The sequence below is a fragment of the Halobacterium sp. MBLA0001 genome (assembly GCF_049705385.1).
Classification (GTDB): Archaea; Halobacteriota; Halobacteria; order Halobacteriales; family Halobacteriaceae; genus Halobacterium; species Halobacterium salinarum.
This window is the reverse complement of sequence record NZ_JBNAMQ010000008.1, coordinates 236,026-256,378: the sequence shown is the minus strand read 5'-3', so window position 1 is coordinate 256,378 and position 20,353 is coordinate 236,026. Positions and strand designations below refer to the sequence as shown.

The 20,353-nt window shown below is 56.6% G+C and carries 20 protein-coding genes and 4 pseudogenes; 16 read left to right on the top strand and 8 right to left on the bottom strand.

Annotated features, from left to right (window positions below):
- Positions 1 to 91: 91 nt before the first annotated feature.
- The 3 genes and pseudogenes from ACOZ32_RS13700 to ACOZ32_RS13690 all read right to left on the bottom strand — a co-directional run bounded on the left by ACOZ32_RS13700 (position 92) and on the right by ACOZ32_RS13690 (position 2,250).
- Entirely contained in the window at positions 92 to 637 is a 546-nt protein-coding gene (locus ACOZ32_RS13700; protein WP_424335320.1) for a PQQ-binding-like beta-propeller repeat protein, read from the bottom strand.
- A pseudogene (locus ACOZ32_RS13695) lies at positions 638 to 850 on the bottom strand (hypothetical protein); the annotation flags it as partial. It lies immediately after the preceding gene.
- Between the two features lie 59 nt (positions 851 to 909).
- Positions 910 to 2,250 (bottom strand): ISH6 family transposase, encoded by a 1,341-nt coding sequence (locus tag ACOZ32_RS13690; protein WP_179908185.1) that lies wholly within the window; start codon positions 2,248 to 2,250, stop codon positions 910 to 912.
- 124 nt (positions 2,251 to 2,374) lie between these two features.
- On the opposite strand from ACOZ32_RS13690, the gene ACOZ32_RS13685 reads away from it, so the two are divergent.
- The 3 genes and pseudogenes from ACOZ32_RS13685 to ACOZ32_RS13675 form a co-directional block, all read left to right on the top strand.
- Positions 2,375 to 3,649, top strand: a complete 1,275-nt coding sequence (locus tag ACOZ32_RS13685; protein ID WP_006183907.1) for an IS4-like element ISH8A family transposase — start codon at positions 2,375 to 2,377, stop codon at positions 3,647 to 3,649.
- A gap of 978 nt (positions 3,650 to 4,627) precedes the next feature.
- A complete protein-coding gene (locus tag ACOZ32_RS13680; RefSeq protein ID WP_012289784.1) occupies positions 4,628 to 4,780 on the top strand; it encodes a hypothetical protein in 153 nt (50 codons plus the stop codon).
- Between the two features lie 470 nt (positions 4,781 to 5,250).
- A pseudogene (locus ACOZ32_RS13675) lies at positions 5,251 to 5,444 on the top strand (hypothetical protein); the annotation flags it as partial.
- Here the strand turns inward: ACOZ32_RS13675 and ACOZ32_RS13670 are convergent.
- Positions 5,403 to 5,543, bottom strand: a complete 141-nt coding sequence (locus ACOZ32_RS13670; protein WP_158308645.1) for a hypothetical protein — start codon at positions 5,541 to 5,543, stop codon at positions 5,403 to 5,405. The pseudogene ACOZ32_RS13675 and the gene ACOZ32_RS13670 sit on opposite strands and share 42 nt — an antisense overlap.
- Before the next feature lie 391 nt (positions 5,544 to 5,934).
- Here ACOZ32_RS13670 and ACOZ32_RS13665 point away from each other — a divergent pair, with 391 nt between their 5' ends.
- Positions 5,935 to 7,200 (top strand): Cdc6/Cdc18 family protein, encoded by a 1,266-nt coding sequence (locus tag ACOZ32_RS13665; RefSeq protein WP_012289783.1) that lies wholly within the window; start codon positions 5,935 to 5,937, stop codon positions 7,198 to 7,200.
- A 293-nt stretch (positions 7,201 to 7,493) separates the two neighbouring features.
- On the opposite strand, the gene ACOZ32_RS13660 is transcribed toward ACOZ32_RS13665, so the two are convergent.
- Together ACOZ32_RS13660 and ACOZ32_RS13655 are read right to left on the bottom strand one after the other, a co-directional pair.
- A complete protein-coding gene (locus tag ACOZ32_RS13660; RefSeq protein ID WP_424335319.1) occupies positions 7,494 to 8,768 on the bottom strand; it encodes an RNA-guided endonuclease TnpB family protein in 1,275 nt (424 codons plus the stop codon).
- On the bottom strand, positions 8,765 to 8,920 hold the full coding sequence (locus ACOZ32_RS13655; RefSeq protein WP_079234500.1) for a DUF2080 family transposase-associated protein: 156 nt from the start codon (positions 8,918 to 8,920) through the stop codon (positions 8,765 to 8,767). The genes ACOZ32_RS13660 and ACOZ32_RS13655 overlap by 4 nt, the downstream gene beginning before the upstream one ends.
- 53 nt (positions 8,921 to 8,973) lie before the next feature.
- On the opposite strand from ACOZ32_RS13655, the pseudogene tnpA reads away from it, so the two are divergent.
- Positions 8,974 to 9,371: pseudogene (gene tnpA, locus ACOZ32_RS13650) on the top strand (IS200/IS605-like element ISH36 family transposase).
- On the opposite strand, the gene ACOZ32_RS13645 reads toward tnpA, so the two are convergent.
- On the bottom strand, positions 9,368 to 9,649 hold the full coding sequence (locus tag ACOZ32_RS13645; RefSeq protein WP_081477570.1) for a PQQ-binding-like beta-propeller repeat protein: 282 nt from the start codon (positions 9,647 to 9,649) through the stop codon (positions 9,368 to 9,370). The pseudogene tnpA and the gene ACOZ32_RS13645 overlap by 4 nt on opposite strands.
- A gap of 392 nt (positions 9,650 to 10,041) precedes the next feature.
- Here ACOZ32_RS13645 and ACOZ32_RS13640 point away from each other — a divergent pair, with 392 nt between their 5' ends.
- The 11 genes and pseudogenes from ACOZ32_RS13640 (at position 10,042) to ACOZ32_RS13590 (ending at position 19,317) form a co-directional block, all read left to right on the top strand.
- Positions 10,042 to 10,257 carry a hypothetical protein gene (locus ACOZ32_RS13640; RefSeq protein WP_049892674.1) on the top strand — a complete coding sequence of 72 codons (216 nt, stop codon included), beginning with the start codon at positions 10,042 to 10,044 and terminating at the stop codon, positions 10,255 to 10,257.
- Positions 10,258 to 10,305: 48 nt separating this feature from the next.
- Entirely contained in the window at positions 10,306 to 10,929 is a 624-nt protein-coding gene (locus ACOZ32_RS13635; RefSeq protein WP_424335318.1) for a hypothetical protein, read from the top strand.
- A gap of 97 nt (positions 10,930 to 11,026) precedes the next feature.
- Positions 11,027 to 12,301: an IS4-like element ISH8A family transposase gene (locus ACOZ32_RS13630; RefSeq protein ID WP_424334857.1), complete on the top strand. Its 1,275-nt coding sequence runs from the start codon at positions 11,027 to 11,029 to the stop codon at positions 12,299 to 12,301.
- A 622-nt stretch (positions 12,302 to 12,923) separates the two neighbouring features.
- The gene (locus ACOZ32_RS13625; protein ID WP_424335317.1) at positions 12,924 to 13,868 is read left to right on the top strand and encodes a PQQ-binding-like beta-propeller repeat protein; all 945 of its coding nucleotides are present in this window, start codon (positions 12,924 to 12,926) and stop codon (positions 13,866 to 13,868) included.
- Positions 13,869 to 14,048: 180 nt separating this feature from the next.
- A pseudogene (locus ACOZ32_RS13620) lies at positions 14,049 to 14,816 on the top strand (transposase); the annotation flags it as partial.
- 317 nt (positions 14,817 to 15,133) lie between these two features.
- Positions 15,134 to 15,670, top strand: a complete 537-nt coding sequence (locus ACOZ32_RS13615; protein WP_230890758.1) for a helix-turn-helix domain-containing protein — start codon at positions 15,134 to 15,136, stop codon at positions 15,668 to 15,670.
- Complete coding sequence (locus tag ACOZ32_RS13610) at positions 15,667 to 16,194, top strand: hypothetical protein (protein ID WP_230890757.1); 528 nt, start codon at positions 15,667 to 15,669, stop codon at positions 16,192 to 16,194. Before ACOZ32_RS13615 ends, ACOZ32_RS13610 begins: the two co-directional genes overlap by 4 nt.
- 22 nt (positions 16,195 to 16,216) lie before the next feature.
- On the top strand, positions 16,217 to 16,744 hold the full coding sequence (locus ACOZ32_RS13605) for a DUF7342 family protein (RefSeq protein WP_230890756.1): 528 nt from the start codon (positions 16,217 to 16,219) through the stop codon (positions 16,742 to 16,744).
- A 106-nt stretch (positions 16,745 to 16,850) separates the two neighbouring features.
- Entirely contained in the window at positions 16,851 to 17,546 is a 696-nt protein-coding gene (locus tag ACOZ32_RS13600; RefSeq protein WP_230890755.1) for a nucleotidyltransferase domain-containing protein, read from the top strand.
- Complete coding sequence (locus ACOZ32_RS13595) at positions 17,539 to 18,048, top strand: DNA-binding protein (RefSeq protein WP_230890754.1); 510 nt, start codon at positions 17,539 to 17,541, stop codon at positions 18,046 to 18,048. The genes ACOZ32_RS13600 and ACOZ32_RS13595 overlap by 8 nt, the downstream gene beginning before the upstream one ends.
- A gap of 30 nt (positions 18,049 to 18,078) precedes the next feature.
- The gene (locus tag ACOZ32_RS13590; RefSeq protein WP_424335316.1) at positions 18,079 to 19,317 is read left to right on the top strand and encodes a site-specific integrase; all 1,239 of its coding nucleotides are present in this window, start codon (positions 18,079 to 18,081) and stop codon (positions 19,315 to 19,317) included.
- Between the two features lie 157 nt (positions 19,318 to 19,474).
- On the opposite strand, the gene ACOZ32_RS13585 is transcribed toward ACOZ32_RS13590, so the two are convergent.
- The gene (locus ACOZ32_RS13585; RefSeq protein ID WP_424335315.1) at positions 19,475 to 20,350 is read right to left on the bottom strand and encodes a hypothetical protein; all 876 of its coding nucleotides are present in this window, start codon (positions 20,348 to 20,350) and stop codon (positions 19,475 to 19,477) included.
- Between the last annotated feature and the right edge of the window lie 3 nt (positions 20,351 to 20,353).

Genomic DNA, 20,353 nt, shown 5'->3' with positions numbered 1-20,353 from the left:
TTTGTCTTGGTGTTGGCTCCGTGAATAGAGCCACCGAGAGAGCAGGATCGCTGTGACAGTGAAAACTGGGGGTGCGATCGGTTCGAGCCGCTTACGCGCCGTCAGAGATCTTTACCACGCCATTTCTACTGGCAAAGAACAGGTCAGACCCATGAACTGACAGCGAAGAATAAGACTCTACCGTGGCATTCACATCCAATGACCACTTGCGAGAACCGGTATCAGCGTCGGACGCATACAGTGTCTCCTCCCCAAGCCAGAACTGGGTCCCATCAGCAACGATTGGCGGTGATGTACGGCCATCGGGATGCTTCTCGATGTTGATTGTGCTTCCATCCGCAGCGTCCAAGGTCGTGAGAACGCCACGATCAGACGAATCGGAGGCAGACACGTGGATTCGATTATTGCTAACGGCGAGCGAATGACCATACTCGTTTGGAATGGATGTTTTCCACTGTGTTTCACCCTCCCGTTCCGTCGATAACGCATACAGCTTCCCACCTTCTGCGGAATAATACACGCTTTCATCACCAATAACGATCTGTTGGTCTGTCTCAGGGAGGAGGGACCGCCGCCAGACCTGATCACCAGATTCAGGATCAACCGCTGCAACGCCTGTTTCAAGTTGGATATACACGATCCCGTCCCGAAGCCCTACACTATTGGGTCCGGTGTCTTCAAAGCTGAACGTCCAGCGTTTCTGCCCCGTCGTGGCGTCGTACGCGACGACCGAGGAGGAGTCCCAACTGAGAATCTTGCCACTGACGAAAACAGGTGCATTGCCCAGGAATGGGGAACCTGTGTTCGCCCGCCAGCAAAGGTCACCACTTCGAATATCGTAGACGCGGATGCCTCTGCTTGTTGAGGCGAAAGCCGCGTTCCCAGCGATTGGTCGCGTCGCAAAGCGGTCTAGAGTTTGCCTCTGGTGCTCTCAATTGAGAGGTCACAGCTCATTGCTGTTTTGGTCGATCGCTGGAGCAGTTCGTCGAGGAACGACTGGTAGTGCTCTGGATCGGCGTACTTCACCAGCCGAAGCTGGAGTATCGCCTCTAACCCCTCCGTTGTCCAGCGCATCCACTGGTTCTTGCACCGCTTGCTGACTTCGCCCATCAGCCGTTCGACGGGGTTCGAGGTCCACGGCACCTCGAACCCCTCGACAGCCTGCTCGGCAAACGTCACGATCGACGGCAGCCACCGCTGTAGATACCCCGCAGCTTTCTCTGACCCGAACTGATCCAACTGCCACGCTGTCTTCTCGATACGCTCGGTCGTTCGCGCGATCCGCTCGCGGATCGCCGCGAACTCCTCGTTTGGACGGTGCTTGGCGACCGAATTCTTCAGATGGAACACCTCGTCGATCACCTCCGAGACGATCTCGTTCCGCCGATCCAAGGAGAACACGCCGTCGTCCCAGAGGTTGTAGTCCAGCGTTCGGCCGACGTGGACGAGATCAAGTTGATGATTACGGTTTTCGTCGGTAAATGCCGTGACGATACCCTCATCAGCGTCACTGACGACCGTCGCGTCGTCAGTGACTGCGTCCATGTCATCGAGTTTGGCGGCTGTCTCGTCCCAGTCAGCGTTGATCGAGAGATCCAGCAGAGAGCGTGATTCCTTGGCAGTATCTTCGCCGAGCGTGGCCTGGACGGAGTGGTACGCGCGGTCGTCGTCTTGGCTGTGACACTTCGTGCCGTCAGGAATAACGGCGTCAGCGTCTGTGTCAGCGACACAGTCTGGAAGGAACTGCTTGAGCTTGTTGCCGTACTCTTTGGCGCGACGATTGATGGTGGTCGGCGACGGCATCTTCGAGAGGATGCCGTCGCCGTGGTCAGCAGCGTCACGATAGCTGACCGAAGTAGCGAGATCGACGCTCTTGGCGGCGATGTCCTGCTGATAGCGGTTTTGCCCGTCGAAGCTGAGAACATCTTCGACGGGCCGGAAGTAGCTGGATTCGTCGTGGTCAGCGGCGGTGTCTTCGACGTAGTGAAGGTCGAATTCGTGCTCACCGGCGGTTGTGACGGCTGTGCGGGTGTCAGTACCGGCGCGTTGGAATCGCTGATCACCATTGCCGTGAGCGTGTTTCTCACCACAGAGCGCCTCGACGCGGCTCGCGTCGAGGCTCTCGACCATCGATTCGAGCAGTACAGATTCGACGTTCTGCTCGGTAACGAATTCGGCAAGCGTGGCGAGCGGTACCGTTTTGTCCTCGTCGATGCTAATCGTGAACCGCACGTCGATTGTGGCGTGCATGGGACACCTCCATCCGTCTTTAGTTAAGCGAGAAACCGCGTGATAGCGGCGGCTTATCGAGGCACCTTTCGGAAGGAATGAGGAAGTCCAGTCTGTGCACGACAAGGACTCCTCATCTCGGATTATGCGTCGGCTCACTACACTGTTTCCCTCTGAGTTCCTTGAAGAGCACGCCGAGGAACTCGGCGTGGTCGAACGTGACCGCAAGCTCCAGATCCCTGCCTTCGTTTGGGCATTCGTGTTCGGCTTCGCCGCAGGCGAAAGCCGAACACTCGCCGGGTTTAGACGCTGTTACAACTCGACTGCCGATGAGACGATCTCTCCGGGTGGATTCTATCAGCGGTTGACACCGACGCTTGCGGAGTATCTCCGCGACCTCGTTGAGCATGGTCTCGACGAGGTCGCTGTTCCTAACGCTGTTGACGCTGATATCGACCGATTTAGAGACGTGATGATCGCTGATGGAACGGTGTTGCGGTTACACGAATTTCTCTCAGATCAGTTCGAAGCCCGCCACGAGGAGCAGGCTGGAGCGAAGCTCCACCTGCTCCACAATGCCACAGAGCAGACGATTGAACGGCTCGATACTGCTAACGAGAAAACGCACGACAGCACCTTGTTCAAAACAGGGCCGTGGCTTGAGAATCGCCTCGTGTTGTTCGATCTCGCCTACTTCAAGTACCGCCGGTTTGCGCTGATCGACGAAAACGACGGCTACTTCGTGAGTCGGCTGAAGCAGAACGCGAATCCGCTGATTACGAGGGAGTTACGGGAATGGCGCGGTCGCGCCATTCCCTTAGAGGGCAAGCAGCTCCGAGCTGTTCTCGACGATCTCGATCGGAAGTACATCGATGTAGAAGTCGAAGTCGAATTCAAACGAGGGCCGTACAATGGGACGCGGTCACTAGATACGAAGCGATTTCGCGTCGTCGGCGTCCGCGACGAGGACGCCGACGACTACCACCTGTACATGACGAATTTAGCGAGGAAGGAGTTCTTTCCGGCGGATTTAGCGGAGATCTACCGCTGTCGGTGGGAAGTTGAGTTGCTGTTCCGGGAGCTGAAGACGCAGTACGAATTGGACGAGTTCGACACGAGTGACGAACACGTGGTGAGGATCTTATTGTACGCAGCGCTGCTGTCGCTGCTTGTAAGCCGCGATCTGTTGGATCTAGTCACTGAGCAGGCGGATGATGAGCTTGTGTTTCCGACAGAGCGCTGGGCGGCGACCTTCCGGTCGCACGCCCAGCTCATTCTCCACGAACTCGGTGAGTTCCTCGGCTATTCACCACCGCCGCTGCTCGACCGGCTGATCGAAGACGCTCAGAAGATCCACAAGCAACGACCAATCTTACAAGAGACGCTCGCTACCACTACACAACCGAGGTGTGAGGCTTAACTAAAGACGGATGGGGACACCTCTTGGGTGGACACCAGAGGCGTCCCGTTCCTCACGGGAGCCAGTTGCTACTGAACTCTAGAGGACTTTGCGACACGACCAATGAATTGAGGGACCGCGCTACTCCGGAACTCCCTCCTTGGTTTTCGGCCACTGGGTGAAAGAAAATCCAATGATTGCTGCAAGAGTGAGCGCCGTTAGAGCGGGAACTGTTTCACCTAAGACGAACAACAGCACGCTGCCGGTCAGGGCCATTCCCACTCCTAGCAAATGGAAATAGGAGAGATATCTTGTTCGGAACGCGTCCGCCGCGTCATCGTGGGCCTCGAAACAGTACGGGCTGGGTCAGGAGTTGATACAACTTGGTGGCGGTGTGTTGCCACTGGAGAGGTATTGCATGTGATTCAGAGGCGGGAGGTGATGGGGCGACCACGCCAGAACAACACCGTGCTGGGTCGTGGCCGTCACATCCCTTTTCAATCCCACCTCACCCTACTCGGGAGTTACAAACTTCCCGTCTTGAACCGACCCCTCTCAATCTCTCTAAACGACGTCATTACAGACATCAGCTCTTCTCCGATTTCTTCACTGCTGGCTGTGATTACTATAGCAGACCAAACACCCATTCTAAATTCCTCCCGTTTCCAGAGAAAAGAACGAAATCGGCGGCCTCACGGCTGGGTGGTAGCTACAGTGTTGCTCACTATCGGCGGAATTTCTCCGCCGGCATCCGCCTCGGAGCCTCGCGGTTGGTGGTTCCGAGTGAACCATGTCGTTGTTGATTGCACGGAGGCGAGCGAGGAGTGTCCGAACCCCCATCGTCCATAGACTCACTGCAGGAAGGTATGTAGACGTATTGGCCGCACGTAATCGCCCACAATTCGGCCTGCTAGCCGCTAGGACAGCCGAAACCATTAGGGCAACGAAATCAAACATCGAGATGGACGGACGAGTTACACGCTCCGTCCACCCCGTTCCATGACCACAAACACATCGGTACTTGGTCGGTGTCCGAACTGTGGCGACCAAATCACCGACGCGTGGTTGCTTGTCGAATACGAGACAAGCGATGGCGAGAACGGTCTTTGGGCGGAGTGCCCGGGCTGCGAGGACGTCGTCGCGCCCGAGTGAAACGCAGTCGTTGAATGGTCTACGGGCGGCGGGGGCTGAGCGCCCAGCGAGTTGACTCTGAGGGCGATTCACGGGGGTCGGTTCGGATGTTTCGGGTGCTGTAGTGCCGAAAATCACCGTAAGCAGACCAAATACCTGAAGGGGAACGCTGAAGGCGAGTGGGTTGTCCGTAGAAAATATTAGAGTGGTCGGAAAGTACACATAACTCGAGTGACTACTACCGTGTGTATCGCCGAGTTGGCGCCAGAATTGAGACCGCTGCCGCCATATTACCTGTCACCACCCTTCGCCCTCCATTCCGTGGAGGAGCACCGGCGATACACCGCTTCACCGTTTTCGACTATACTGTAGAACCCGCTCGTTCTGAGAAGTCACTCCCCGTATTACCGCAAGTCGGCGTGGATCAGTCCGACTGAGATAAGGAGAATAGAGGATACGGGCGGTAGTCGTAGCTGGTTCGCCGATGGAAGCAGTACGTTGCCAGCGGCGACGTCGGCGAGCAGTTCCAGAAACGGCACTTCGACAACCGGCTGGGCTGGCACGAGATTACCGTCCCTCGACGGACGTTCGCGACGAGCTCATCACTCAGCTCACGCAGTTGCCCGCAACACCGGCGAAGCGGTCAGGTGAGGGAGTAGCCAGCGAGCCAGACACCTTCGTCCTGCCCGAACGGGTGTACGAGGAGCTGACCGTCGACGATCCCGACATCGAGGCGTCCTCCAGCTGTGACGGTTTCCCTGTTGGTGGCGTTGATTGAGGACACGGCTGTCGAAGCTCTCGCCTCAAACACAAAGACCACTTCCGCTACCCCCGGAGACGGGGGTGCGTCCAATGTAAACTCGCGAAGCTTCAGTCGCACCTGCACAACCAGCAACCAACATCTACACTACACCGCAACGTCATGAGGAGTACGGATACTGTTTGAGTAGTGGTGTAATAAACGTTTCCCTGATCAAAGTCGATACTGCCGTGTAATCGCGTCGCTGTTCCTATTGCTCTACTCTTACATTGGACACACCCCCGTCCCCCCGTGTCTGATCAATCTGACCTAACACCACGCCGCACCAGCTTACATCGGACGCGCCCCCATCATCTGGACATTACCCTACCACTCGGACGACAGGGTTATGCTCCACCACTCACACGTTGCCATTATGCGCTCGTTCGGGGATGAGGACTCGATCTTCGTCGACTTGGATCGACTCAACCCAAACACCCAGACGTACCAACCCGACTCCCTCCCCGAGCGAGAGGGAGAACTGAACCAACTCCACTCGACACTGAAGCCGGCAGCGATGGGTTCGACGCCGCTGAACGCATTTGTGTTCGGCCCAACGGGCCAGGGAAAGACTGTTGGCGTCAAACTAAAGACGAACCAACTGCAGTCTTTCGCGAACGACAACGGCCTCGACCTCCATGTCGTCCATGTCCGCTGCAAGGGGATGGACAAGAGCTATCACGTGATGACGCATCTCCTGAAGGCGCTCCGCGAGAAACGCTACGGGCCAGGGGAGGAACTCCCGAGCGGCTACCAGAAGAAGACGCTGCTGTCGATGATTATCGACGAACTCGAGGCGATCGGCGGCACGGTGATCGTCATCCTCGACGAGATCGACGCCATCGGGAGAGATGACTACATCCTCTACGAGCTCCCTCGCGCCGAACCCGACGATGTCCGGCTCTCGATCATCGGCATCACGAACGACCTCCAGTTCCGGGAAGGCCTAGACGCCGACGTCCGCTCCTCGCTCGGTGAGGATGAAATCGAGTTCGCGCCGTACGACGCTAACCAACTCAGAGACATTTTGGCCCGGCGCGCGGCCGGTGCTCTTCGTGACACCGAAATCGACGATGAGGACGAGCCGTGGCAAACACTCCAGAGCGACGTGCTCACTGACGATGCCATCCCACTCACCAGTGCGCTTGCCGCCCAGGACTCCGGTGACGCTCGTGAGGCGATCAAGCTGCTGTTCCGTGCCTGCCGGTTCGCTGACGACGGGGGCGAATCCGAGGTCACCGAGCAGCACGTCCGTGACGCCCACGAGTACCTCGAGCGGGCTGCCGTCGAGCGCGGGATTAAGTCTCTCCCGCTGCAACGTGCGCTGGCCCTTTTGACCGTGACGCACGCGACGGTAACCGGCACCAAGTCGCCGGAGACGAAGGACCTTCACTCGCTGTACGAGGTGTTCTGTGAGCATATCGACGCGAAGGCCATCTCGGAACGCCGATTCCGCGATAAGCTCAACGATCTTGCTGATTCCGGTATCTTGGCGAAGACGACGAAGGGACGTGGCCAGGGGCTTGGAAAGACCAACCGCTACGAACTGGAGGTCAAAGCTGAGACCGTACTCGACAATCTTGTCGATGAGAGTCGGATCGAGGACATTATCCAGGACATGCTGCGACCGAAAATGGAGTAGGTGACGGGGATACGTCCGATATAAACCCGGACGGGGGTGCGTCCAGTGTAAGGTCCGAACGCACAGCGAACTCAATGGTAACAAGAGTAGCCCGCTCTCCACAACCGTAGGACGAACCGGCGGGCCAGTCAATCAGCATTCGACTCGCTGTGTGTTCTTGCCCTGCCGTCCGCCTTGGTGGTCAGATCCTTGGCGCCCAAGACTAGGATAGAGCCGTATCTGCGCAAACAGCGATCTAAAGGTGATTCTGTTTGTGAACCGCCTCGGGGTCAAGCCCCGAGGCTTCCCGTGGGTTAGTCGGACACTCCCATCCGACCATCGGCCTGATAGCCTCGAACGGTCGATTGGGTCACGGTCGGGGCGTCCACGGCCCCCGATGCCCGCCGTCGCACCTTCCGCACGGTGGGAAGGCTGTTGAGAGCAGGCACATTCCAATCGAGTTTCTTGCCGCCTTTTACAGCGATATTGACGCTTGCACCACGGTCGCTGTGGTCTTGATGCCCGCAGTCCCGACACTTGAACCGCTTCTTGTTCCGATTCGCACGTTCCGTGTGTCCGCAGAGCGGACACCGCTGGCTGGTGTACTCGGGGTTAATCCACGCGGTCGGAATGCCCTCGAACGCGGCCTTGTACGACGTACAGAACTGGAGGGCGCGGAACGGGAGGTGGTGCAAGCGTCGGTTCATTCGCGTGCCGTAGTCGATACTGTCGCGCATCTCTTTGATGTCTTCAAAGACGATGCACGGTTTCTCGAACTGACGGCTCCACTCCACGATGTGACGACTCACCTTGTGGAGTCTGTCGCGGACGAACCGTTCCTCACGCCCTTCCAGCGTGTCGTGGATGCTGTTCTTCCCCGCGTTCTGCACGCGCTTCCGCATCGTGAAGTAGCGATGACGTTCAAACTTGATTTCGGGGAAGTCGATAACCAACGAGTCCTCAATGCCATCCTCGGAAAGAGCGGTGAGAGCCACGTTGTCTTCGTTCACGTCCACACCGACGACCGTCCGTGAGTACTGCTTGTCTCGAACGGTCTGCTCGGTGTTGGTAACGTTGACGTGCAACTCGGGGGTGTCGTTGTGGAACAGGGCTTCCGCCGTCCCAATCTTCCACTCGTCACTCGTGAGAGCGGTCTTGAGAATGTCGAGGTGAGCGTCGCTCCCTTTGAGGACGCCCTTGACGTGTTTGTAGGGCTTCGCGCTGATGCGGAACGCCACGTCACCGTTGTCGGTGAGCGACAGGTTGTACCCTTCCTCGTAGTTCGCACGAAGCGGGTACGCGCCGTCCTTGGTGTGACTGGGTTGGCCGAAGTCGTCGTACTCGTAGTAGTTCTCCATCGCGCCGAGTGCTTTGGCGACGACGCGCTGAGTCGTGTTCTTCACGAGGTTGGCATCGTCGGCCACACGGTCGGGGATGGCGTCCCAGTCCACACCCTCTTTGGCGAGACGGATGGTTTCGTTGTACACCGAGCGGGCTTCGAGCGTGGCGTCGTACAGCAGGCTCTCGTTGTCACTCTGGATGTCGAGTTGGAAGTCCAGCGTCTTGACAAGAGCCTGTGCGTCGGTCATTCTTCGTCTTGTTCGGTGGGTTCTGAGGTTCGGACGACTTTTACGTCCGCACCACGCCAGCGTTTGGGAACGGTGACGTGGGCACTGTTCCCGAACGGCTTGACCTCGCCGTCGAGAACTTCCTCGCCGTCGATTTCAAAGCGATTCGTCATACCTGCGTATATCCTTTGGATATACTTAACTGTGCTGGTGGGGTGGGTTCGATATGGGCGAGAAGCGGTCGAATCACACGGTGTACAACGTCAACTATCACTTCGTGTGGTGTCCGAAGTATCGCCACGCCATTCTCGAACCAATCGAGGATTCGCTGGAGGCGAGTTTTCGGGATGTGTGCGACGAGTACGGCTACGAGATACTGTCGCTCCACATCTCACCCGACCACGTACATTTTTCCTCTCCACCCATCCGAAGCACGCGCCGGGCGAGATTGTGCGGACGGTCAAGAGCATCACGGCGCGGGAGATGTGGGAACAGCACGAGTCGTACTTGGAGGAGTATCTTTGGGGCGGTGGGTTCTGGGAGGAATCGTACTACGTGGGGACGGCAGGTGATGTTTCGACCGACACGATTGAGCAGTATATCGAGCGCACGGAACACGTTTAACGGGGCTTACGGCCTTCACCCTCGGGGTCAAGCCCCGAGGCACTCGGCCTGCTCCGCCGGTAGACGGTGTCGCCGACCACTGTCGGAGCTGATCCGGTCGGCCCGTCCATTTCGAGCCGCCACTGTTCGGTGCCGTCGGCGGCGTTGACCGCGTACAGGACGCCGTCGGTGTTACGCACGTATACTGTCCCGGACGCCACCGCGGGCCCGGTCCGAAGCCCGCGAGCGGTTTCGAATGTCCAGCGCCGCTCGCCGCTCTCGGCGTCAAGTGCGTACAGGTGGCCGTCCGTACATCCAACCTAAAGGATTAGTGGCCCGCACTGACGAAAACACCCCCCGGTATTCAACATCGTTCTACAAACTCCTAGGAGAGATGGAAGGAGATTACACCGCAAGCGAAATTGACAGTCTCTGTGAATCCACTGGTATGTCGAAGCGGCAAGTCTACTATCACATATTCACCGACTGAATCTGGACGCTGATCTAACAGCGTAATTAATGTGAACAACATTTCAGAGACCAACCGGTAGTTCCCTATAACAGACACACCTTCCAAAATGTACGTATCGCGTGCAATACAGAGAAGTTGTTGTTAACGCCACTGGGACGACCATCAGCCGAAATATGTGAACTGCCCAATATTTATATGACTATCACAGCATGAGTGGGTATGGGAGATACGAAAGGTACTGCGGACGATGCAGCACATTTCGGTGAGGAACGGGACCGCACGAATCCGGATTTCTCAATTATCGATATCTACGCCGAGGAAGAAGAAGTCTGGATCCAAACTGGCGGGATACACGAGCCATATAGCGTCGAGGTTGCCGAGCGGATCCGTGACCGGCTTGACAGCGCAATCGAAGACGCAAGAAATGACGATTGAATTAGTCGACCGAGCTGTTAAGCTGATGGAATCGATTCCGGTACCGACGTGCCAGACGAGGACGTGGTGAGTGACAGAGATGACCTCACCTCGCTTATGACCGACGCCAACCTTCCCGAAGAAGACGACTCACGACGCGCGCTAGCACAGGAACTTGCCTCGCAGGCCAGCGACCGACCCGAGAGCATCACGGATACGGAGATGACGCAACTCGTCGCGTTGCTACGTGTGCCGGATGTGGAAACCCGCGTGCAAGCTGCTGAGGCCCTGCAACATCTGTATGAACGTCCGACACTCTTTGCCCCGGTAATTGCTGAGCTTGTCGGGCTCGGAGACACGTATCCTGAAACTGTCGACGGGATACCCTCCCCGCAGTTAATGATGAGTTCGCCGGAGATCCGGACCGTCATCTATGTTGCCGACTCGCTAGCGCGGGTTGCACAACGAGATCCGGCGTTGTTCGCCCCGGTCGCCGATCAAATCGCTAAGGCAGTCGTTGCTGGTAATCGGACACCCAAGTACTATGTCTTCGTCCTTGGGTTGATCCATGATGTCGTTCCGGAGGCCGTTCCCGAAGCAACAGTAAAAGAGGAACTCTGTACGTTGCTTGACCGTGGACATGGGTTCGGCTATCCATCGTGGGCAGCGGACACACCATCCGTCTTTAGTTAAGCGAGAAACCGCGTGATAGCGGCGGCTTATCGAGGCACCTTTCGGAAGGAATGAGGAAGTCCAGTCTGTGCACGACAAGGACTCCTCATCTCGGATTATGCGTCGGCTCACTACACTGTTTCCCTCTGAGTTCCTTGAAGAGCACGCCGAGGAACTCGGCGTGGTCGAACGTGACCGCAAGCTCCAGATCCCTGCCTTCGTTTGGGCATTCGTGTTCGGCTTCGCCGCAGGCGAAAGCCGAACACTCGCCGGGTTTAGACGCTGTTACAACTCGACTGCCGATGAGACGATCTCTCCGGGTGGATTCTATCAGCGGTTGACACCGACGCTTGCGGAGTATCTCCGCGACCTCGTCGAGCATGGTCTCGACGAGGTCGCTGTTCCTAACGCTGTTGACGCTGATATCGACCGATTTAGAGACGTGATGATCGCTGATGGAACGGTGTTGCGGTTACACGAATTTCTCTCAGATCAGTTCGAAGCCCGCCACGAGGAGCAGGCTGGAGCGAAGCTCCACCTGCTCCACAATGCCACAGAGCAGACGATTGAACGGCTCGATACTGCTAACGAGAAAACGCACGACAGCACCTTGTTCAAAACAGGGCCGTGGCTTGAGAATCGCCTCGTGTTGTTCGATCTCGCCTACTTCAAGTACCGCCGGTTTGCGCTGATCGACGAAAACGACGGCTACTTCGTGAGTCGGCTGAAGGATAACGCGAATCCGCTGATTACGAGGGAGTTACGGGAATGGCGCGGTCGCGCCATTCCCTTAGAGGGCAAGCAGCTCCGAGCTGTTCTCGACGATCTCGATCGGAAGTACATCGATGTAGAAGTCGAAGTCGAATTCAAACGAGGGCCGTACAATGGGACGCGGTCACTAGATACGAAGCGATTTCGCGTCGTCGGCGTCCGCGACGAGGACGCCGACGACTACCACCTGTACATGACGAATTTAGCGAGGAAGGAGTTCTTTCCGGCGGATTTAGCGGAGATCTACCGCTGTCGGTGGGAAGTTGAGTTGCTGTTCCGGGAGCTGAAGACGCAGTACGAATTGGATGAGTTCGACACGAGTGACGAACACGTGGTGAGGATCTTATTGTACGCAGCGCTGCTGTCGCTGCTTGTAAGCCGCGATCTGTTGGATCTAGTCACTGAGCAGGCGGATGATGAGCTTGTGTTTCCGACAGAGCGCTGGGCGGCGACCTTCCGGTCGCACGCCCAGCTCATTCTCCACGAACTCGGTGAGTTCCTCGGCTATTCACCACCGCCGCTGCTCGACCGGCTGATCGAAGACGCTCAAAAGATCCACAAGCAACGACCAATCTTACAAGAGACGCTCGCTACCACTACACAACCGAGGTGTGAGGCTTAACTAAAGACGGATGGCGGACACACTCCGTCGCCTTGGGGATCCGTCAGTCCTCCCTGAACTAGAGGCAAACTATCCCGAAAATCCATCCGACGAGACTGCTCAGGAAGCATTCGACGAGGCAATCGCCGAGCTCAAAACGCAACAACCGTAGCCTCGTACTACACTCAGCGATGATCCCGATCGATGAGAGAACTAACGTTGGTGGTTAAATGAGTTTGAAATCAACATAGGTCGACTACTACATAGATCCTCTGTAATTAGCGAAGCTACGTATCGAGACGGGTTCTTACCAGCGGATTCGGAATAGATGGTCAGTAGGGATGCGAATCTCGCAATACCCGACACAAGTTTTATTTTATACTCATGTTAATCAATCTATAATGGGTATCAGCCAAATCCACAGTCCATATCGCTGCCAAATACCAGACAAGCCGTATCAAGGTGGCCCAAGATGACGGAATCTTCAGATTGGTTAATGTACGGGCCCGATGCCGCGCAGACATCCGCAGTAGGCGGTTCGGGGCCAGCTGAGACAGTTGTTGTTTCCTCGTTATTCGAATCGGAACGACGTCTCTCGGGGCCAGTCTCTGCGGACGGGATATTATATTTCGGAGAACGTGGCTTGCCTGACGAAGAGACGTACGTGTATGCCATTAAAGCAAACGACGGCAGTGTTCAATGGAAGGCAGCTGTTGATTCTATCGATGCGCATTCACTTGCGGTGGTGGATGAGACACTGATCGTTGTCGAGAGTCACGACCCGTTCGATGGCGAAAATGCTGGGGCGGTTACCGCACTCAACCGGCAGACCGGTGCTGAACGGTGGCAAACCGAGATGTCGGACTGCATCCTCGCTGCGCCCACAGTTGTTGACGACACGGCTTACGTGGGTTGCCACGATCAAACGCTCTATGCTATCGACGTGGACTCTGGCAAGATCAAATGGAGCTACGAGACGCTTGGAGACATCTTTTCACCACCTTCAGTAGCCAATGAGACAGTGTACGTTGGCGGTGGAGAGTACGTCTATGCTATCGACGCGGATGAAGGGACGCGAAAGTGGTGGTTCAAAACGAACGACCACGACTTGTTTGGTGGGCTATCCGGAATTGCAACTCGAAATGCGATTGCTGTCGCTGATGGAACTGCATACGTTGGATCCGGTGACGGACTCTTGTACGCACTTGATGCAACAACTGGAACTGTAGACTGGCATTTCCAGCCCACGAAAGTAAATACGACCAGCGGTACCCCATCAATTACATCTTCGCCGGCAGTAGCTGATGGCGACGTGTATTTCGCAACCGCCGGTGATGAACTGTACTCAGTTAGTGCAGACAGCGGCTCAGAGCAATGGTCAGCTGATGTACCACATTCGGGTGACGCTCGGCCAATTGTGACTGATGAGATGCTCTACCTTGGAGCGGGTGTTCTTCGAGGTTTTGATCGAAAAACTGGGACCGAGAAATGGCAGATAACAACTGTTCGAGGCGCTCAGAATCCAATAATACTTGACGAGACGTTATACGTCCCGGCCAACGACAATACCTTGCACACCGTGCGATAAGCTCGGATCCCTTTCAGTGATTTACTGCTTTGAATCGTTTGAGTCGATAAAACGACTCTCTACATCTAACGATTAGCTGCATCACTCCTGTTCGCGACTGAGGAATCCAATAGAGCTACTGAAACCACTATACAGGTCAGTTAGACGGACTCTTGGGCATATCCGGGCTATCTATCCGTAGTGGTCGCGACTCGCGAGTCTCGGCGCAGCGTCTTTCGACGAATTGCATACCAGCAGCGCGTCGAGTGGCCCGCATATGACTCGACACCGCTGTACGATCGGGCCTCGCTCGTCGGGTTAGAATCGGATGTTCGAGTCGTCTCGAGTGTCTGGTTTATCCATCCAGATCATGACTCACTCGAACAGTTCATCTGCGAACTTCCAATAGCTTACTTCAGATTCGAAGCCCACGACCGGTACGAGAGTTCGACACGCTACGAGATGGATACCCTCTTTCGCGTGTTCGTGCTGAAAGAACTCCACGGATAGCAGCACGAAACACCTCTCCTCGAGTACCTCGATAGCCATCCCGCACTCTGCGAACGACTAGAGTTGGGGACGGTTCCCGATCAATTGACACTGCGGCGCACCTGGAACGAGCGCTTCACGGGAAATCTTCGGGACACTGTCCAGAAAGCGGCTCGAACGATCCTCATCAAAGCGCAGCACGCGGGTGTCGCTGTACCACGTGAACCAGAACGAAACCTCCCGGATCGAGGCGACGACGCTACTGAATCGGACCTCAACGACCAAGCCATCCTCGACAAGGCTGGGAAGATCACCGACCACATCAGTCGCGTCGTCTTTCCCGCGTTCTCGCTCAACCGGGGCGAGGTCTGTGAAATTCCCGTGAACGCCTACTGGGGCTTACAGACCTACTTGGGGCTCCGTGAGAACTTGGCCGCCAACGAGGGCGCTCGCAGTTTCATCCACGAGTCGACGCGTGAAGCCCTCCAATTTGATATAGCGGCATATAATTTATACTGGGGTTGGTACCGTCTATTCAGAGGGTAGGAGGCTGTTAACCACCGAAATCGGTGAATCATAACTCTAGTCTTATTGGTCGTGATTACCCCAATAATCATGACCACTTTGGAGTGCCCCGACGCCGTCGGGGAAGCACAAATGCTGCACCCACCTCAGGACGGCGTTTCCTCCGGGGTAGAGCCGCTATTAGCCTGTCGTCAGTCGGTCTCGGATTGATTGCGTACATCTCTCCTGTCGCCGAAAGTCCTATTACGAATTATCCATAATTCATAACCAAGATGGCGCAATCACCTCCGCAATCGGGACAGCCACCCATTCAGCAGCTCCAGACGGTGGCCAATCTTCTCGAAACGCCGCCGCTCGCCCGGATCTACGCCTATATCTTGCAGCACGGCCCCGCCACCGTGTCCGAGATTGTCGACGAGCTCGATATCCCGCAGGGGACTGCCTACGACTACGTCCAAAACCTCGAAGCAGCGGGGTTAGTAGCGAAAACCCGCGAGCAGCGTCCGTACGAATACGATGCTGAGTCGATCGCACTCACGCTCTCGGTCGATGGTGAGACCCAAACAATCACGCCGGCACTTATCGCCGCCGTTGCCCGCCGCGAGAACGACGAAGATATCGACGTCTACATCCAGCGGCATGGTCTCGACGGCCTTGCTGTCGCACTCGAGTATGCCTACGAGTACGTCGACGGGACGGTCAATCATCGAATTGCAGCCCGAGAACTTGATCTTTCTCCGCTTGAAGCCGAGATCATTCTCCAAGCGCTTGAACCAGTTGCCACTGAGTACTCCGACGCGGCTACATGACGACGGTCTACATCGCCGATACCGGCGTCTTCGTCCGGTGTGGTGGGCCGGACAAAGACAAATTCCAACGGCTTCGTCGGGCCCTCCGACAGACCGGCGTCTCGCTGCGGATCCCACAGCGTGTTTATGAGGAACTCGGGGGTGATCCTGCAGCAGACGCGTACCCCTCCGGAAACATCCCCTATCCTGATGGATTTGAAGAGGGCTGGATCGTTGTTGCCGATGACCTCGACTACGCCAATCCACTCGTTTCGACGGTGATGGACGAAGCACGCCGGTTTATCGCCAATGAGACCGATCGTGACCAAGACAGTATCGAGAAAGCGGATACGGCACTTGTCGGGCTTGCTGCTCAACTACTCGACACCGGACGGGCCGACGACGTTGTGCTCTTAACGACTGACAAACCCGCGGGTCGGGCCGCCGAGACGCTTCTACCGAAACATGGCTTCAGCGGCCGTATCGAATTTCGGTATGTCAGCGTCAACTATCTCGAAACGATCACGGCCGACGAATTTCAGTAAGAAGGGGTGTAGATACCCAGATATGACTGAGGATACCGAGCTACGGAAACAACAGACTACGGGTGAAGACCGAGTACGGATGGTCGCTCGGCAGCTCTCGGAACCGCAGACGGTCAACTGGATCGCTTCCGAAGCGGACTGGTCACACGAGCCGACCAAGCGCGTTCTCGAACGACTCGTCGATGATGGTATTCTCCACCGTGACGAAAGCGGCCCACACACGACGTACTACCCTGATTACCGCCGTCAGGCGATCCAAGAGGCGATGCGTCTGCGGGATAGCGGACACTCTGTCGAGGAGCTCACGGACCGTCTTGTCGATATGAAGACCCAAATTCGGGACTGGGAGGCTGAATTCGACGTTGAGTCGCCGAACCAGCTTCGTGGGACGCTTGCTGACGAGTCTCTCGACGCCGAGGAGGAAGACCGCCGCCGCGAGATTGCCCGCGAATGGGAGCATCTCCAGCGCCGGATCAAAATCGTCGGCTTCACCATACGCGAATGGGACTTTCTCGCTCCAACGACCGACCGTGCGGAGACCAACAGCTAACGGATGTCGCCTCCACAAACACGTTGCCACTGAGAGTATCGAGCGTATTTATGCAAATTCCCCTCTACATATAACCTTTTTATAGTAGTGGTCCGTGCTACGGCATATGGAACGTGAGACGGAACGTATTGATTCCGCTGGCGTATCTATTTCGCTTTCGATACCCCCATCAGACCCGGATTTATTCAAACACAAAGCGACGAGTGACGTTCTCCTATTTTTAACTAACCACCGGTTCAGTGATTTCTCACTTCGAGAACTCGCAACGCAGATCGGCCACTCGCACCAGTCCGTGCGACGGGCAGTGAATGTTCTCAGTGCGAATGGCCTGATTACCGAATCACGCAAACGCAACCAGCGACTCGTACAGATCAACAGACAGCGCCTCTCTATCCCGGACGATCCGATTCTCCGGATTCCCCAATCGGAGTTTCATGAGCCGGTCAAAACTGCAGTCACGAAGCTCCGGGAGAGCATTAGTGACGTCGTTGGCATCATCCTGTATGGGAGTGTTGCCCGGGGAGATGCGGATCGTCGGAGCGACATCGATCTCTGGGTGTTGACTCGTTCTAACCGGGCTGAAGGCCAACGAAAAGCGAACACGATTGCGCGCAATCTCGAAGACATGGAATTCGATGGTAGCCGGTACGCGTATGATATCGATGTCGAGGCTGTCCAAGCGATTCCGACCTACACCGATGACATTCGAGAAATCATCGTCTCGGGAATTCCGGTCTACAAGACGAATGACTTCGAAACCGTCGAAAACCTGCTCTTGGCGGAGGGTGCTGGCGATGAGTAGCGGCTCGGACCCGGATTCTGTGCTCACAGCACTTGACCGCGCCCAAGACGCCTTCGAGATGGTGGGGCGTGGTCGAACCGAGTTTGAGGACGGGATTAGCCCCGATGCGGACTGGGAAACACAGCTGACGAAAGCATGTAGACTGCTCGAGGTCGTCGACACACTCCAGGCACAGGACGGATACTATACCGCTGTCATCGAGGTTTGTTTCGGGGCCATCGAACGGTCGATCGAGGCATATGCGCTCTCGATGACGAGCGACACGCTTCAGGAGTTCCAGAATCACCAGTTCGGTTACGACCGTGCGCATCAGATTGGACTGTTTGAACGGGATACTGCAGAGGAGATGAAGGCTCTTTACAGCGAAAATCGGACTGAGAGCTATTACGGGGGTGGTCGTCCAACGGCAGAGCAAGCAGATGCGATGACTGAATTAGCAACCGCAGTCCACCAGTTCTCGGTTAGTCAAATCCGTGAGGGAGGGGTCTGTCTCTGTGATTAACTACCGACAGCAATCCTCGTGAGACCTATAATGGATCAAAACTTAGCTACAGACCGAACGCAGTTGACTCCCTTCACCAATACGTTTGAACGCTATCTCCAAGACAAGGGGAAGGGCCGCGGTGGCGACGGCGGGAACTACCGACGTAACGCTGCGCGCGAGCTCGAGCGGTTCGCCGAATGGGCCGCCGGCGACCGCGGTGGCGACGACTGGACCGGGATCGTTCCCGACGACGCCGACCGAAAACCTGCCTTTACAGACCTCGACGAACGCGTGTTCCGGGAGTACGCCCGGAATCTTTCTGGTGACCGTGACCTCAAGCAGAACACGGTACAAACCTATTACCGCTATATCTCTGCGTGGTGTGGCTGGTGCGTCAACGAAGGATATCTCGAAGCGCATTACGCGCAGCGGGCGAGTGCGATGGCGCCATTACCGGAGGACGACGGCCGCAAGCCCGGCGACCAGCAGGCCTGGACGTCCGAACAGCGCCACGCCCTCACCCGCTACGTCGACGAACGGGCCCGCGACGCCGTCGAGGCGTACACGACACTCCCAGAGGATACTGACCCCATCGATAAGCAGCGAGCGCGCTACGCGGCGCTGAAGGCGGCTCGTGACCGGGCGCTGGTGTTCGTCCTCGCGTACACCGCCGTCCGCGTCGGCGAACTCCTCCGCGATCCGAACGACCCGCGACGGCGCGGCGTCCGCTGGGAGGACCTCTCCCTCGACGACGGGAGTATGGACGTCTACCGGAAGAAACAGCAGTGGGACGCCGCGAGCCTCCCTGACCCGGTGATTTCGCCGCTGCGGAGCTACCGCCAGTTGATGGACCCACCCACGGAGCGCTGGCCGGTGTTTCCGACGTTCGACCAACGGACGCTCGCAGAGCTCGTCCAAGATGACCTCGCCGATCGAGGGGAACGCCCAGAAGCAATCACTGAACGCCGTGCGGAGTACGCTCGCGACCTACTGCTAGCGCTCGATGAGGATATCCGGCCGCCGTCAATCACGACGGACGGCGCACGGTCGATTCTCCAACGGCTCTCGGAGGCCACGGAGATCGACATCGACCATCCGAAACACGATTATCTTGCTCCCCATGGCGGTCGCCGAGGGATGGGAGAGGTGCTTGTCCGCGCGTTCGGATACACGGTGGCGGCCCGGTATCTCGATAACTCGGAGGAGATGGTTCGGGAACGATACTCGCACATCGAGGCGGGGGAGCTTGGTGACGTAGCTACCGAAGCACTAGAACAGATCGATTGACGCAAGCGTTTATACGGGAGCAGAACCTAGATTCGATTGTTCAATGAGTCTTGACCAAGCGGTTGACGAAGCGCTCGCGACATACAATATGTCGCGGAGCGAAGAGGCCGAGGAAGCGGGCCGAACAGTCGCTACGCTTCAAGACTGAAAGGGCCACTTAGTCGAGATCCCGAATCTTTTCCGCGAATTCCGCTTTCGAGAGTCCTGGCGTCTCTTTTAGCTCCGGATAGCCGGCACGTTCGACAGCCTCCTCAACGAACGTTACCCAGAGATCTTCGTGCTTCTCCGCGTAGACGATTTTCGCCTCACTCGGGTACATATCCAACTCGTATTCAGTCAAGTCGATTTCGACCGCGTGTTTTCGCTCAAGCGTTCTCCCGCCGAAGCTATACAGGTGCTTGAAAAGGACGTTCTTCCGTCGAACGGTCAACAGCTGCTTCGATTCGTTGATGTACTCGTTCACCCATTCTCGCCAGTCGTAGGAATTTGAGTCGGTTTCTACGGAGGTTTCCGGCATGGCGAAGTCCGGATTCAGGCGCCGGAGGTAGAACTGAATCAGCGCAACAGCGGTTCGATGGTTGGCATTCGGAAGCGCGTGTTTGAGGATCAAATTCGAGGCGAGTCGACCAGCTACGTCTGTCGCTGATCCTTCCCACGACGTCCGATCGAGAACATCCGGCAGCGCATCGACGTCGATATTCTTGTATGCCTCGACAGGCACCCCCTCTTCTTCTTCGTTCTGATCGAGAAGTGCGCGATAAATCTCGAGGAGACGAACGACAATGGTGCTGTTGTCAGCACTCATCTCTGAAAGCGACTCTTTCAGGGTAAAGTCAATCTCCTTCACGGGTCCACCGCTGATGCGGGATGTGTAGATGACGTAGAATGGTTCGTCGAGGTCGTATTCTCGGAGCTTTATCGCGACATCATCGTCGTAGCTGACGATCTTCGAGACGATTTCGTCGGGATCTGGATGGACGAAGTCAAGAGAGAACTGCTTGTCGCCGGGGTGGTGGTAGTAGACGTGGCCCATCTG